The 14,623-nt window shown below is 68.0% G+C and carries 14 protein-coding genes; 8 read left to right on the forward strand and 6 right to left on the reverse strand.

Going from position 1 to position 14,623, the window contains the following annotated elements; all coding sequences use genetic code 11:
• Positions 1-66 precede the first annotated feature (66 nt).
• The gene (locus tag ACTIGN_RS09665) at positions 67-357 is read right to left on the reverse strand and encodes a hypothetical protein (protein WP_439623223.1); all 291 of its coding nucleotides are present in this window, start codon (positions 355-357) and stop codon (positions 67-69) included.
• 632 nt (positions 358-989) lie between these two features.
• Between ACTIGN_RS09665 and ACTIGN_RS09670 the strand changes: the two genes are divergently transcribed.
• From ACTIGN_RS09670 to ACTIGN_RS09695, 6 genes are all read left to right on the forward strand, one after another.
• Positions 990-3,416, forward strand: coding sequence for a DUF1592 domain-containing protein (locus ACTIGN_RS09670; protein WP_439623225.1), 2,427 nt, complete (start codon positions 990-992; stop codon positions 3,414-3,416).
• Between the two features lie 160 nt (positions 3,417-3,576).
• A complete protein-coding gene (locus ACTIGN_RS09675) occupies positions 3,577-4,887 on the forward strand; it encodes a DUF1552 domain-containing protein (protein ID WP_439623227.1) in 1,311 nt (436 codons plus the stop codon).
• A gap of 37 nt (positions 4,888-4,924) precedes the next feature.
• Positions 4,925-5,365, forward strand: coding sequence for an outer membrane protein assembly factor BamE (locus ACTIGN_RS09680; RefSeq protein ID WP_439623229.1), 441 nt, complete (start codon positions 4,925-4,927; stop codon positions 5,363-5,365).
• A gap of 131 nt (positions 5,366-5,496) precedes the next feature.
• Positions 5,497-5,757: a hypothetical protein gene (locus tag ACTIGN_RS09685; RefSeq protein WP_439623231.1), complete on the forward strand. Its 261-nt coding sequence runs from the start codon at positions 5,497-5,499 to the stop codon at positions 5,755-5,757.
• A gap of 38 nt (positions 5,758-5,795) precedes the next feature.
• Positions 5,796-6,026 carry a hypothetical protein gene (locus ACTIGN_RS09690; protein WP_439623233.1) on the forward strand — a complete coding sequence of 77 codons (231 nt, stop codon included), beginning with the start codon at positions 5,796-5,798 and terminating at the stop codon, positions 6,024-6,026.
• Positions 6,027-6,043: 17 nt separating this feature from the next.
• Positions 6,044-7,000, forward strand: a complete 957-nt coding sequence (locus ACTIGN_RS09695) for an amidohydrolase family protein (RefSeq protein WP_439623235.1) — start codon at positions 6,044-6,046, stop codon at positions 6,998-7,000.
• 7 nt (positions 7,001-7,007) lie between these two features.
• Here ACTIGN_RS09695 and ACTIGN_RS09700 read toward each other — a convergent pair whose 3' ends face one another.
• The 4 genes from ACTIGN_RS09700 to ACTIGN_RS09715 all read right to left on the reverse strand — a co-directional run bounded on the left by ACTIGN_RS09700 (position 7,008) and on the right by ACTIGN_RS09715 (position 10,567).
• Positions 7,008-7,823: a bestrophin family ion channel gene (locus ACTIGN_RS09700; protein WP_439623237.1), complete on the reverse strand. Its 816-nt coding sequence runs from the start codon at positions 7,821-7,823 to the stop codon at positions 7,008-7,010.
• A 5-nt stretch (positions 7,824-7,828) separates the two neighbouring features.
• A complete protein-coding gene (locus ACTIGN_RS09705) occupies positions 7,829-8,668 on the reverse strand; it encodes a carbonic anhydrase (protein ID WP_439623239.1) in 840 nt (279 codons plus the stop codon).
• 121 nt (positions 8,669-8,789) lie between these two features.
• Positions 8,790-9,428, reverse strand: a complete 639-nt coding sequence (locus ACTIGN_RS09710) for a MarC family protein (protein ID WP_439623241.1) — start codon at positions 9,426-9,428, stop codon at positions 8,790-8,792.
• 158 nt (positions 9,429-9,586) lie between these two features.
• Entirely contained in the window at positions 9,587-10,567 is a 981-nt protein-coding gene (locus tag ACTIGN_RS09715) for an ADP-ribosylglycohydrolase family protein (protein WP_439623243.1), read from the reverse strand.
• A gap of 122 nt (positions 10,568-10,689) precedes the next feature.
• Between ACTIGN_RS09715 and ACTIGN_RS09720 the strand changes: the two genes are divergently transcribed.
• A complete protein-coding gene (locus tag ACTIGN_RS09720; RefSeq protein ID WP_439623245.1) occupies positions 10,690-12,936 on the forward strand; it encodes an alpha/beta fold hydrolase in 2,247 nt (748 codons plus the stop codon).
• Positions 12,937-12,947: 11 nt separating this feature from the next.
• Entirely contained in the window at positions 12,948-13,634 is a 687-nt protein-coding gene (locus ACTIGN_RS09725; protein ID WP_439623246.1) for a hypothetical protein, read from the forward strand.
• Between the two features lie 190 nt (positions 13,635-13,824).
• Here ACTIGN_RS09725 and ACTIGN_RS09730 read toward each other — a convergent pair whose 3' ends face one another.
• The gene (locus tag ACTIGN_RS09730; RefSeq protein ID WP_439623248.1) at positions 13,825-14,523 is read right to left on the reverse strand and encodes a zinc ribbon domain-containing protein; all 699 of its coding nucleotides are present in this window, start codon (positions 14,521-14,523) and stop codon (positions 13,825-13,827) included.
• Positions 14,524-14,623 lie beyond the last annotated feature (100 nt).

A 14,623-nucleotide genomic window follows, 5' to 3' on the forward strand; every position in this document is an offset into this window, starting at 1 on the left:
GGTTTGCCCGAAGCGGGCCGCACCCCTGGCTACCCTCGGTCGCCGCTCCGCGGCTGAGGAGTGCGGTCACCCCTTGCCCAGCACCAGGTCGACGACCCAGCACCCGCGGACGTGCGGCCCCGGCCCGCGGCAATGGGTCAGGATGTCGCCGCTGTCGCACCCCGCGTCCTGCAGCGCGTCGGCGAGGATCGGCATCGCGCCGAAGTCCCGCGACTCGTACACCCCCTGCGCGATGGCAACCGCCGTCGACGTGCGCCACGCGGGATCGAACGCGACGGGGCGGAACGGGTTCCCGAAGATGTCGCGGGTGACATTTGCAAGGATGACGTACTCGGCCGCCATCTGGGCTTCTTTCAAGCCGCCCTGCCTGTCACAGCAACAGACGGCGGTGTCGATTCCTTGACACGCGTGGTAGTGGGCGTCGGCGTGATGAAATGTGCCGTGGACAAACTGGCGGACGCCCTCCCACTCTTCATGGGTCGCTTCCCCGTCAGCGTAACGCTCTGTCATTTCGACGTACTTGGAAGATATGGTGTCCGCATACTGTGAATTAAACCGAATGTACTCCCTCTTACAGAAGACAGCGAACAACCGCAATTTTCGTTCGCTAACCTGCCCACGGAGGAAGTTCAGCATCGTCTGTGGTTCGTCGCACGCCAGCCATTCCGCCTCGGTCATGGTTCCGGACTCCTCGTCGGGTGGCCGCAGGTGCCTGCACGGAACCGGCTTCGCCACCCATAGCCACAAGGTCTATTCACCGAGTTGGTTGCGGCACGACATCGCCGCCGGCAATTGCTCTAACGGTCATTCTTTCGGTCTTGTGCGGTTGATTCCGGACTTCAGGATGATTCCGGAACAGGGGTGTGGGTGTCGGCCGGAATCATCATAAGGCCCGTGGGCCGGCCGCTTGACTTCCCGCCCGGCCGCGCCCAAACTGGTATCAGACTGCCCACCTTGCGCCGCCACACCCCGCCCCTGCTGCTCACCACATGCGACCACACACCCTGCCGCTCGTCTGCGCCCTCGGACTCTTCACGGCCGCGGCGCCCGCCAACGCGCAGACCGGCGAGGCGATCTACAAGGACCAGTGCGCCCGGTGCCACGGCGCGGCCGGCGAGGGCACCAAAAAGGCCCCGACGCCGCTCACCGGCGACCGCTCGGTGCCGCAACTCGCCACCGTCATCGACCGCACCATGCCGGAGGACGACCCGGACAAGCTCGACGCGGCCGGGTCGAAGAAGGTCGCCGAGTACATCTTCGACAAGTTCTATTCGCCGCAGGCGCAGGCCCGCATCAAGCCGCCGCGCGTCGAGCTGTCGCACCTCACGATCCGCCAGTACCGCAACGCGATCGCCGACGTGATCGGCAGCTTCCGGTTCCCGCCCAAGGCCGACGACAAGCAGCAGGGGCTCCGCGGCGACTACTTCAACTCCCGCGGGTTCGACGGCAGCAAGCGGCTCATCCAGCGGACCGACGGCGAGGTGAGCTTCGACTTCAAGGTCGGCGGCCCCGACGGCACGCAGCCCGTGAAGGTCGAGCCGAAGAAGGACGCGGTCCCGCCCAAGAAGGACGACAAGAAGGAGCCCGAGAAGAAGGACGCGGTTCCGCCCAAGAAGGAGGAACCGAAGAAGGAGCCGGAAAAGAAGGAGCCGCCGAAGTTCGACCCGCACCAGTTCAGCATCCGCTGGGAGGGGTCGGTGGTCGCGCCCGAGACGGGGCTGTACGACTTCGTCGTTCGCACCGACCAGGCGCTGCGGCTGTGGGTCAACGACAACAAGAAGCCGCTCATCGACGCCTGGGTGAAGTCGGGCACCGACACCGAGTTCCGCGGGAGCCTCTTCCTGCTCGCCGGCCGGCCGTACCCCGTGAAGCTGGAGTTCTCCAAGGCCAAACAGGGGGTGGACGACTCGAAGAAGAACCCGAACCCGCCGCCGAAGAACGCGTTCATCTCGCTGAACTGGAAGCGGCCCAAGGGCACGCTCGAAGTGATCCCGGCCCGGCACCTGACCCCGGTGAAGTTCCCGGAGGTCGCTGTGGTCGAGTCGCCGTTCCCGCCCGACGACCGCAGCCTCGGCTGGGAGCGCGGCACGAGCATCTCGAAGGAGTGGGAGTCGGCCACGACCGACGGCGCGATCGAAGCGGCCGCGTACGTGCTGACGCGGTTGCCCGAACTGGCCGGCACGCAAGACGGCGCGAAGGACCGCGACGTGAAGCTCAAGGCGTTCTGCCTGAAGTTCGCCGAGCGCGCCTTCCGCCGCCCGCTGACCGACGACGAGAAGAAGCTGTTCATCGACCGGCAGTTCGAGGGGGCCGGGGCCGACCTCGACCTGGCCGTGAAGCGGGTGCTGCTGTTCGTGCTGAAGTCGCCGCGGTTCCTGTACCCCGACGCCGGCAACCTCCCCGAGAACTACGCCGTCGCCGGCAAGCTCGCGCTGACGCTCTGGGATTCGTTCCCGGACGCCGCGCTGCTCGACGCCGCCGCGAAGGGCCAGCTCACGAACCGGGCCGAGGTCGCGAAACAGGCCGAGCGGATGATGGCCGACCCGCGGGCCAAGGCCAAGCTCCGCGAGTTCCTGTTCATCTGGCTGAAGCTCGACCAGTCGCCGGACCTCTCCAAGGACGAGAAGCGGTTCCCGGGGTTCGACGCCGCCGTCGCCGCCGACCTGCGCACGTCGCTGGAACTGTTCCTCGACGACGTGGTGTGGAACGACGGCGACTTCCGCAAGTTGCTCCTCGCCGACGACATGTACGTCAACGGAAGGCTCGCGAAGTTCTACGGCGTGAACCTTCCGCCCGACGCGGGGTTCACGAAGGTGAAGTTCGAGGCCGATAAACGTGCAGGCGTCGTGACGCACCCGTACCTGCTGTCGGTGCTGGCGTACAACGCCGAAACGTCGCCGATCCACCGCGGGGTGTTCGTCGCCCGCGGGTTGCTCGGCATCACCATCCGCCCGCCGAAGGACGCCTTCACCCCGCTCGCGGCCGACCTGCACCCGAAGCTCACGACCCGCGAGCGGGTGCTGCTCCAGACCAAGCCGGCGGCGTGTGCGGGGTGCCACACCGTGATGAACCCGCTCGGGTTCGCGCTGGAGAACTTCGACGCCGTGGGCAAGTTCCGTGCGGCCGAGAACGGCAAGCCCGTGGACGCGGTCGGCAGCTACGACACCCGGGCCGGCGCGACCGCGAAGTTCACCGGCGCAAAGGAGATGGCGAAGTTCCTGGCTTCGAGCCCCGAAGTCGCCGATGCCTTCACCGAGCGCCTGTTCCACCACTACGTGAAGCAACCCGTGATGGCTTACGGCCTCACCAGGCCGGACGAGTTGGTGAAAACGTTCTCGGAAAACGGTTTCAACGTGCGTAAACTGGTGGTAGATATCGCCGTCACGACTGCGATTGCAAAGACCCCGCCGAAGTGAAATCAAAGCGATGCCACGCGGATCACGCAGATGAAAGGCAGGATTGAAAACCGATCAGAGATGCGATTCAGTCTGATCCTCTTCATCCTGGCTTTCCTCCGGGTGATCCGCGTGCCATCGCTTAAGACCCGCCAGCACCCCGCCTTCGGAGCCCCTTCCCATGGCCCGTACCCGCCGTGAGTTCGTCCGCGACCTCGGCCTCAGCGCCGCCGCGATGCCGTTCCTGCTGAACCTGCCGAGCCTCGGGTTCGCCAACCAGGCCAAGCGGAAGCAGCGGATCGTGTTCATGTTCAGCCCGAACGGCGTCGTGCCGAAGGCGTTCTGGCCGGACGAGGAGGGGGCCAAGTTCACCCTCAAGGAGAGCCTCAAGCCGCTCGCCCCGTACCAGGACAAGACGCTCATCCTCAACGGCGTGTGCGACCGGGTCCGCGGCGACGGCGACGCGCACATGCGCGGCATGGGGTGCCTGCTCACCGGCATCGAACTGTTCCCGGGCAACGTGCAGGGCGGCTCCGACACCCCGGCCGGCTGGGCCAAGGGCCACAGCATCGACCAGGAGATCAAGAACCACCTCCAGAAGGAGGCGGCCACGAAGACCCGCTTCGGCTCGCTGGAGTTCGGCGTCATGGTCCCCGAGCGGGCCGACACCTGGACCCGGTGGGTGTACACCGCCGGCAACAAGCCGGTGGCGCCGATCGACGACCCGTACCAGATGTTCAACAAGCTCTACGGCCGCACCAAGGACAAGGCCGCGCTCGCGAGCATCCTCGACGACCTCACCGGCGACCTCAAGAAGGTCGGCGGGGCCGTCAGCGCCGCCGACAAGAAGCTGCTCGACGAGCACGCCGCGTTCGTGCGGGCGATGGAGAAGGACCTGAAGGAGACGAAGGAGACCGTCGGCCACGCGGTCCCGCAGCTCGAGCCGGGCGTGAAGAAGGACAACGACAACATCCCGAAGATCAGCAAGACGCAGATCGACCTGATGGTGAACGCCTTCGCCGCCGACTTCACCCGCGTCGCGTCGCTCCAGTACACGAACTCGGTCGGCATGGCCCGCATGAAGTGGCTCGACATCGCCGAAGGGCACCACGAGTTGAGCCACGAGCCGGACAACAACGAGAAGGCGCAGGAGAAGCTCACCAGGATCAACAAGTGGTTCGCCGAGCAACTCGCGTACATGGCGAAGCGGCTGGCCGAGACGCCGGAGCCGGGCGGCACGGGCTCGCTGCTCGACAACACGCTGATCGTGTGGACCAACGAGCTGGGCAAGGGCAACTCGCACACGCTCGACAACATTCCGTTCGTGATGGTCGGCGGCGGGCTCGACTTCAAGATGGGCCGGTCGCTGAAGTACAACAAGCAGCCGCACAACAAGCTCCTGATGTCGTTCGCGCACGCCTTCGGCGACAACGTCAAGGACTTCGGCAACCCCGCCTTCTGCGCCGGCGGCCCTCTCACCGGGCTGGTGTGAGAAGGTGTCGTTAACATTCCACGCGGCAGGATGCAGCATGGTGCTTTTCGCCAACGGGGTAGAAGGCAGCGCGACCGCAACCGCGGGGTGCTGCCTTCTTTTCGTCTGGGCGCTGGTTCTTGGCCCCGCGGGGATCGGTTTTCTTTGGAGCAGTCGATTCAGCGAGTTGGATTCTCCCGGTCGAAAGAAGACTCGAATCGCAGTCTTGGTCTTGAGCGGCCTCGTCCCCCTCACTTGTTGCCTGGCACCTCCACTATGCGTCCGGGTCACTCGCGGTAACTTCCCCACAAGCGCAAGCCAAATCCGGCCGGGCATGACGAAGGAACAGGTTCTCGAACAACTGGGACCACCACACAGTCGAGTTGATGACGACGATCTGCAACCGCGGTGGTACTACTGGAACGACTCGTATGGCCTCTTCTACGACTCGGTGTGGTTCGGCCCTGACGGGCGCGTATCGAACGTTGGCGGAAACTGACCAACGCGGGGAGCCATGAACCGGCGGGCCGAGCGGCTGCGCCACCAAGCGAAAGCCGATCGGTGTCCGTCGTGTTCCCCGGGCCGCGGCTGTGGTATCGTGGAAGGAGTTTCCCCCAACGGAGGCCCAACATGGAACCCACCGGCATCACGCTCGATGACGCGACGCTGAAGCTGCTGACTACGGCCAACGGCCACCCGCTGCCCTTGCGAAACACCGACGGTGTACTCGTCGGGTACTACGTGTCGCCTGCCCAGATGGCGAACCTCACTCCGAAGGAACCCGACCCCTGGACGCCGGAGGAAATCGCTCGCCTTGAGGAAGAACGGAAGAATGATCCTCGGCCCGACGTTCCCCACGAAGAAGTTCTCCGCTGGGTCAAGGAGCAATGATGTTCAGGACCCTTTGGGAGCCGGCGGGATTCGATCGGATGCAACAACTGATCCGCGACATTCCCGAGCTGAAGGCCGGGTTCATCTTCACGCTTGAGTCGCTCACAACCGAACTCGGCGAGTCAGCCGACACGTTCGGCGAATCCCGTAGCGGGAACTACCGGCTCGGGTTCGTGGGCGTGCTGTCGGTCCTGGTCCGAGTCGATTCACAGAACCGCACCGCCCGGATCATCGACGTGCGATTGCGAAGACGCGCGGGCCGGGGCTAGCGATTAACGAGGTGAGGATGATCGCAGATTGTCACGTCCACATCCTCGCCATGACGCCGGGGCACGGGAAGGTCTCGGCGTACCTGCGGAAGAGGCCGAACGTCGTGTTCGCGCGGTTCAAGTTCGGCATCCCGTTCTTCGGCACCGACGAGCAACTCGAACGCGCCTTCGAGGACCGGCTCGCACGCGCCGTCAACCAGACCCCCGAACTCGACGCCGCCGTCGGCCTCGCGTTCGACGCCGTCCACACCGAGGACGGCCGCCTCGACGACGCCAATACGCACCTCTACGTCACCAACGACTACGCCGCCGAGGTCGCCCGCAAGCACCCGAAGATCCTCTTCGGCGCCTCGGTCCACCCGTACCGCACGGACGCCGTCGCGGAGCTGGAACGGTGCGTGAGGCTCGGGGCGGTGCTCGTGAAGTGGCTGCCGCTCGTGCAGGGCATCGACCCGGGCTCGGAGCGGTGCCGGCCGTTCTATGAGGCGATGGCGCACCACCGCATCCCGCTCCTGTCGCACACCGGCGGCGAGTTGTCGCTGCCGCAGGTCGCCCCGCAGTTCGCGTCGCCGGCGCACCTGGAACTGGCGCTCAAGTGCGGGGTCACGGTCATCGCGGCGCACTGCGGCACGCGGTCCACGCCGCTGGGCGACTGCCACCTCGGCACGTTCATGCGGATGGCGAAAGAGCACGAGCACTTCTACGGCGACACGTCGGCGCTGTGCCTGCCGACGCGGTCGTACGCGATCCCGATTCTGATGCGCGACAAGGACGTGGTGCAGAAGGTGGTTCACGGCAGCGACTGGCCGGTGATCTCGCTGCCGCCGTTTCAACTGGGCGTGGCGAACGCGGTGCGGCTGTTCCTCACCGAGCGGAACTGGATGCGGCGCGACGTGCGGACGAAGCGCGCCCTCGGGTTCGACGACGCCTTCTTCCACCGGGCCGGGGCGCTGCTGCGGCGCCCCGCAGATTGACCGGAACTCACGCCGGCGGGCTGTACCCGCTCGCGCGGCGGACGGTCTCGACGATCTCGTCGAGGGGCAGGTCGTCGCCGTCGTACCCGAACGGGTCCTCGATGCTGCTGGCGATCAGCTCCAGACCGACCAGGGCGTAAGCGGTGAGCACGCACACCGCGACCGTCGCCCAGCCGGTCTCGTAGTACATGAGCCACGGGAGCAGGAGCAGGTAGCCGACGATCCCCTTGCGGAGCAGGCCGCGGTAGGACGCGGCCAGCGGGGTCGCCCGGATCTTCTCGCACGCGCCGCAGATGTTCATCAGCTCCAGGCCGTGCCGGTCGAGGGCCAGGAACGCGAACCCGTCGACCTTCCCCTCGGCCTGCCACCGGCGGATCATCTGGAACACTTCGCCGGCGGCGGCCATCGGCAGGTGCGGGCCGGGGTTGCGGGCGGGGAGCCGGAGCCGGTCCCGGAGCGTCTCGGCGAACCGGACGACGACCGAGTTGAGCTTCGCGCGCTCGACCGGGTCGTCCACGTAGGCCGCGGCCTTGAGGACCAGGTTCCGGCTGTCGTTGACGAGTTGCCCCCAGAGCCCGCGGCCGTCCCACCACCGCGAGTACGACGTCTGCGTGCGGAAGCTCATGAGCCAGCCGAACAAAATGCCGGCGATGATCATCTCGCCGGCCCGGGGGGTCGGCCGGTGCGCACCGGCGTCCAGCAGGGGGCCGAACTGGACGACGACCGCCGAGTAAACGCCGACGGCGACAAGGTACTTCCACAGCCGGCCCAGCACCGGGAACCGGAACACGCGGCGGACTCTCTTCAGCGTTGGCTCGGGCATGGGTCTCAGCTCGCTGTCGGTTCGGGCTCGTCGGCGAACGGGCCGCGGAGCAGGTTCAGGTGCCGCGTCACGGCCGGGGACCGGGCGAACTGGAGGCCCAGTTCCACCAACTCGATCGGGTCGTGGGGGGCCGGGGCGAGCGACGCGCGGGCCAGGTCGGGCGGGCCGACGACCCGCGACGTGACCAGGTCGAACACGCAGTACACCACCTCGGGCCGCGTCTCCAGCCCGCGCTGTTCCAGTTCCAGACGCAACTGGTAGGCCGTCATCGCGGCGTTCAGCGGGACCGTGAGTTCGGCCAGCGCCGCGGGCATGCCGGGGTCGTCGAGGATGTCCGCGCCCCACGCCTGTTCGAGCGAGAGGGCGGCGCTGCGGACCGCGACGATGATGTGGTTCACCACGCTCCGCAGGGACCGGCTGAACGCGATGCCGGCGGCCCGCTTCGGGTTCAGGTACGTCTGCACCGCGGCCGCGACCGCCCCGCACCCGGTGTGCCCCATGACGACCAGCAGGCGGAGCGACTCCTGGAAGTTGTGCAGCGCGTACTCGATGCTCCCGAGGCACTCGTCGCCGAGCACGTTCCCGGCGACGCGGACGACGAACAACTGGTTCGGGGCCGCGTCGAAGACGAGTTCGAGCGGGGCGCGGGCGTCGGAGCACCCGAGCACGATGCCGAACGGCTGCTGCCGCGGCGGGGCCTGTGCGTGGGGTTCGACGCCGCACCCGCAGGCGGCGGCGGCGCACCGGTCGTTTCCGGCGAGCAGTTGGGCGGCGGCGGCCGCCGGCGTGGCCGGCCGGGCGGCCGGATCGCTGGCGGGTGGAGCGGGCCGGGCGGTCGGGTCCATGTCGCAACTCCTGTCGGGGGCTGCGCCCCGAAGAATTCGAAGCACGAAGTACGAACGAAATCAGCGAACCGCGGACCGGCATTCGTGCTTCGAGTTTCGTGCTTCGAATGTTTCTCGAGCACTACCCCGGCGCGGGGGGCTTCGGAATGATGTTAGCCGCCGCGAGGCCGTTCAGCACGAACTGCACCGCGATTCCCGCCAGGACCAGCCCGAGAACGCGCCCGACGATGTGAATCCCCGTCATTCCCAGCCGCCGCTGGATCGGCTGCGCGAGCCGGAGCGTGACCCAGCAGAAGAGCCCGGTGAGGGTGATTGCTGCGAACACGATGGACACTTCTGCCGCGTCCCGTGCCTGCGACATGAGCACCGCGACCGTCGAGAGCGCCCCCGGCCCGGCGAGCATGGGGATGGCGAGCGGCGCGACGGCCACGTCCTCGGCGCTCTCGGACTCGCTCATCTCGTCCGGGTTCTCCTGCGTGGACCGCTGGGCGCGGATCATGTCGAGCGCGACGAGGAACAGCACGAGCCCGCCGGCGATCTGGAACGCGGGGAGGGTGAGCCCGAGCACCCGGAACACGACGTTGCCGATGAGGGCGAACCCGATGAGGGTGAGAGTGGCGGTGACGCTGGCGACGAGGGCGGTGCGCCGCTGCTTCTCGGGCGTGAACCGGGCGGTGAGGGCCATGAACGCCGGCACCGTTCCCGCCGGATCGACGAGGAACAGGATGGACACGAACGCCGTGGTGGCGAAGTCGAGCATACCCGTGTTGTAGGAACCGGCGGCGAGTCGGGGGAACGAGCGAGTTCTCTGCGCCCAGAGTACCGCCCAGGTGCGACGGGGAGGAAACGCCTCCGCATGGCACCCAGGCCGCTGGCCTGGGCTCGGGAAGCGCGGTCCATCAGACCGCAAAAGCAAATTCAGACGACGAGCGCCTCGCGGTCGCGGAGCCAGTCGGCGGGGATGCCGGTGCGGCCCACGGCGAGCGCCGCGATCCCGCCCACGATCGCGCAGTTCGTGTCGATGTCGCCGCCCACGCGGACCGTCGTCAGGATCGCTGCCTCGTAGTCGTCCAGGTGCCGCGCCGCCGCCCACACGCAGAACGGCACCGTGTCCTGGCACGAGATGCGGCTCCCGTTACCCAACTCCCGCACGATCGGGACCATCGACGTGTCGAAGGCCCGCGTCGTCATGCCGTGGTCGAGCAGACGCACCTTGGGTTCCGGTGGCGGGGTGAACGCGATGCTCGCGGCCCGCTCAATCTTGTCGCGCACTTCGCTCACCGGCGTGTGCGCCTGCACGGTGTCGATCAGGCCGCGCTTCGTGGCGGGGTCGGTGCGGGCATCGCGGTGCTTCCACGCGTACGCCCCGGCGACCGCGGCCGCGATGCCGCCGGCAATTCCCTCGGGGTGCGTGTGCGTCACCTCGGCCGAGAGCCGCGCCTGCTCCGCGATGACGCTGTAATCGTCCTCGGCGAAGTACCCGGCGAGCGGCGCGATTCGCATGGCCGAGCCGTTACCGAACGAGCCGCCGGGGAAGATCGACTCGGCCGCGGGCCGCCACGCGACGCCGCCGTTGATCTGCCCCAACAGGCGGAACGCGCCGGCCCCGTAGCCGCGCCACGGCTGCGCCTGGAAGCGCTTCGCGAACCTCGCGGCGAGCGCGTCCTGATCGATGCGCCCGTACTCGCTCAGCACGTCGAAGATGCTGAGGGCCATGGCGGTGTCGTCGGTCCACGGCCACGGGCCGCGGGCGGTCGCGCGGGGGTCGTCGAGGAGCGCCTCGAAGTGCTCGTCGCGGAAGCACGTCTCGCCGAGGGCGTCGCCGACCGAGAGGCCGTCGAGTGCGAGAGCGGCCCGCGAAGTGCGCGCCGCGTGGTCCGGTGGAAGGGGGTTGCTCATGTGAGTACGACGCCTGGGAGCGGGGCCGGGTTCACGAACCGTCGGAAACGGGACAGCGAGTTCGGTAACGATCGCCGCCCCGGCGCTGCACCGGCCCCCGGCCTCGTGGTATCCTCGTCAGCATGAAACCGACCACCATCACGCTCGCGTGCGTTCTCGTTGCGGCCCTCGCACCGGCCGCCGACCCCGTTCCCGGGAAGCCCTTGGACACGACGTTTCTCAAGCAGTACGCCGAGACCCGCGGGTTCCTGCTCGGCCGCCCGCAGAAGCCGAAGGTCGCCCCCGACGGCAAGACCGTCTTGTTCCTGCGCGCCGACCCGAAGACGCCGAAGCTCAAGCTGTTCGAGTTCGACGTGGCCAGCGGGCAGACGAAGGAACTGCTCTCGCCCGAGGCGCTGCTCAAGGGGGCCGAAGAGAACCTCTCGCCGGAAGAGAAGGCCCGGCGCGAGCGGCAGCGGGTGAGCGTCGGCGGCTTCACCGACTACCACCTCGACCGCGATGGCAAGTGCGTGCTGGTGGCGCTCGCCGGCAAGCTGTACGTCTTCGATCGGCCGACCGCAAAGGCGACGGAGTTGAAGACCGGTCAGGGCGTGATCGTGGACCCGAAGTGGTCGCCGGACGGCAAGAAGATTGCCTACGTCCGCGGGTTCGACGTGTACGTCTACGACCTCGCCACCGAGAAGGAGTCGCCGGTCACGACCGGCGGCACCATCGCGAAGACGCACGGCCTCGCCGAGTTCGTCGCGCAGGAGGAGATGGGCCGGTTCAGCGGGTACTGGTGGTCGCCAGACGGCAAGCACATCGCCTACGAGGAGGCCGACCACGCTGGCGTCGAGACGTGGTACGTCGCCGACCCGCTCAAGCCCGACCAGAAGCCGAGCGAGCAGTTCTACCCGCGGCCGGGCAAGAAGAACGTGAGCGTGCGGCTCGGCATGGTCCCCGTTGAAGGCGGCGAGACCAAGTGGGTCGAGTGGGACACGAAGGAGTTCGAGTACCTCGCGGCCGTGCGGTGGGACGACCTCGGCCCGCTCACGATCCAGGTGCAGGACCGGAAGCAGCAGAGGCTCGCGCTGCTCGAAGTGGACCCGAAGACCGGCAAGACGAATCAACTCCTTGAGGACAAGAACACCGCGTGGGTGAACCTCACGCCCGGCCTGCCGAAGTTCAACGGCGGCCTCGGCGGGTTCGTGTGGATGGGGGCCGGCCTCGACGGCAATCCCGAAGTGCAGGTCCGCGACTGGACGACCGGCAAGCCGCAGTCGGTGCTCGTGCCGTCGAAGAACAACCCCGACGCGGTCCTGTCCGTCATCAGCGGCCGGTTCGACGCGACGCTGTACTACACCGCCAGCCCGGACCCGACCGTCACGCACGTCATGCGGCACAAGGCGCGCGCCGTGAACGCGAACCCGGACTCGGACAAGGACGAGTTTCTCTCGACCGAGCCCGGCGTTCACTCCGCGGTGGTCGGCAAGCTCGGCTCGGTCTACGCGCTGACCTCGACCACCCTCAAGCACATGCCGCGAACGAGCGTGGTCGGACCGAACGGCGTGAAGGCTGGCGACCTCCCGTCGCTCGCGTCCGAACCCGACTTCACCCCCGACGTGTCGGTGCTCAAGGTCGGCAAGGGCGACGACGGGTACTACTGCTCGATCGTGCGGCCGAAGAACTTCGACCCGAAGAAGAAGTACCCGGTGGTGGTTGACGTGTACGGCGGGCCGCGGCACCTGCACGTCGTTCAAGCGATGCGCAACTGGCTCGTGCCGCAGTGGCTCGCGGACCAGGGGTTCATCGTCGTGGCGATCGACAACCGCGGCACGCCGGGCCGCGGCCGCGACTGGGAGCGTGCGGTCTACCAGAAGTTTGGCACCGTTCCGATTGAGGATCATGTGAAGGGTCTGGAGTTGCTGTGCGAGAAGTTCCCCGAGCTGGACCGCAACCGCGTCGGCATCGTGGGTTGGTCGTTCGGTGGGTACATGGCGGCGAACGGCGTGCTGCGCAAGCCCGACGTGTTCAAGGCGGCGGTCGCGGGCGCGCCGGTGACCGACTGGGAGGACTACGACACGCACTACACCGAGCGCTACATGGGGCTCCTGCCCGAGTCGAAGGCGGCCTACGACTCTGCGAGCCTGCTACCGCTTGCGAAAGACCTGAAGCGGCCGCTGCTGCTCGTCCACGGCACGGCCGACGACAACGTCTACTACCGCCACACGCTGAAGCTGTCGGACGCGCTGTTCCGTGCCGGCCGCGACTTCGAGGCGCTGGCGCTGCCCGGCGTGACGCACATGTACAGCGCCGACCCGGTCGTGATGGAGCGCCTCTGGGTGAAGAACGCCGGGTTCTTCAAGGCGCACCTCGGGGAGCCGAAGTGAGTGCCCGAGCGATGCGATGGGCAGCGAGTGCTGACCCGGAGATCATGTTGCGGATGCGGCCGGCGATGACCGACCGCAAGCGGCGGCTGGTCCTCGCGGCCTGTTGCCGGGCGTGCTGGGAGGATCTATCCGAGTGGTCGCGGGAGGCGATCGTGGCGGCCGAGTCTTGGCTCGACGGTCCCGGCAGCGACCGGGAGCGCGCCGCGGCAGAAGCTCGAGTAGACAGCGGCCTGAGCGAGTACTGGCGGGCGGGCGAGGACCTCCGCGCCGCGATGGAGGACACCACCGGGGAGGTTGCGGCCGCCGGACTCGCGGCGCTCCGCGAGCGATACTGGCGGGCGGACCGGGTGCAGCGGGTTGCAGACGTCGCCCAGTCGGTCGCCGCGACCGGGTACGGCCCCGAGACCCTTCTTGACGCACTCCGGCTGGTGCCAGCGGCCGCCGGAACCGCGCTCCTCCGGTGTGTATTCTGCAACCCCTTCCGCCCGGTCGCGTTCGACGCTGCGTGGCGCACTGACACCGCAGTGTCACTCGCGAGGCACATCTACGAATCGCGCGACTTCGGCGCAATGCCGATCCTCGCGGATGCGCTGCAAGACGCGGGCTGTGACAGCGACGACGTGCTCGACCACTGCCGCGGGGCCGGGCCGCACGTCCGCGGGTGCTGGGTCGTCGACCTGGTGCTGGGCAAGGGGTAGGGTGCGTCGAGGCCGGCTCTGCGGCCGAGCCGCACCGTGGGGCCAGTGCGGGGTGGTGGGCCTGGATTCCGCTGGGACCGCGGGCGGGCCGCAGCGGCGACCCTGGGCTGGGGAATGCAACCCCTTCCGGGTACAAACCTCCGCGCCTCGCACCTACCGCCGACGCCGTCCGCAGGTGCCGGGGCGCCCGCTAATCGACCACGGGGTAGAGGATCTTCCCGCAGTTCGGGCACGCCATCAGCGCGCCGCTGCGGATCTCGGTCCACTTCTGGTCGGTCAGCCCGCGGCGGCACCCCTGGCACACCTTGTTCTTCACCCCGGCCAGTGCGTCCGGGCCGTGCGCCTTCACCTGCGTGGCGTACTTCGCCCGTGCGTCGTCGGGCAGCTCCGCCTCGGCCGCCGCCAGCGACGCCTTGGTGCTCTCCTGGTCCGCCTTCAGGCGCTCCAGCCGCTCGGCCGCGTCCTTCTCGAACTCCGCGAACGCCGCCTGCGCGTCGGCCCACGCTTTCTCGACCGCCGGGATCTCCCCCGTCTTCTGCTCGATCGCGTTGATCGTCGTCAGGATGGAGTCCTCGAGTTCGCCCTGCTTGGTCTTCGCCTGGGCGATCTCGGACTCCTTCGCGGCCACTTCCTTCGGCACGCTGATGCCCTGGAGCTGGCCCTCGAGCTTGCGGAGCCGCGTCTCGGTCTCCTTGAGAGTGGCCTCGTCGGTCCGCTGCTTGACCTTCAGCTGCGTGATCGCCTCGTGGTGCGCCTTGTGCGCGGCACGCGCCTCCTCGAGCGCGTCCCGCTGGCCCAGGAGGACGCGCGGCCCGCGGTCGATCTCGGCCTGCAGGTCGCGGAGGTGGCGGCGGTGGTGGTGGCACTTGCGAAGGGTGTCGGTGAGCATGAGGGCTCCTTTTCGGAGATTGTACGGCTTAACGGCGAGCGGGGGGCGTGAGCCCCCCGAGTGACGTGCGAACAAATGAACTCGGGGGGCTCACGCCCCC

Source organism: Gemmata sp. (genome assembly GCF_051859125.1).
Lineage (GTDB): Bacteria > Planctomycetota > Planctomycetia > Gemmatales > Gemmataceae > Gemmata.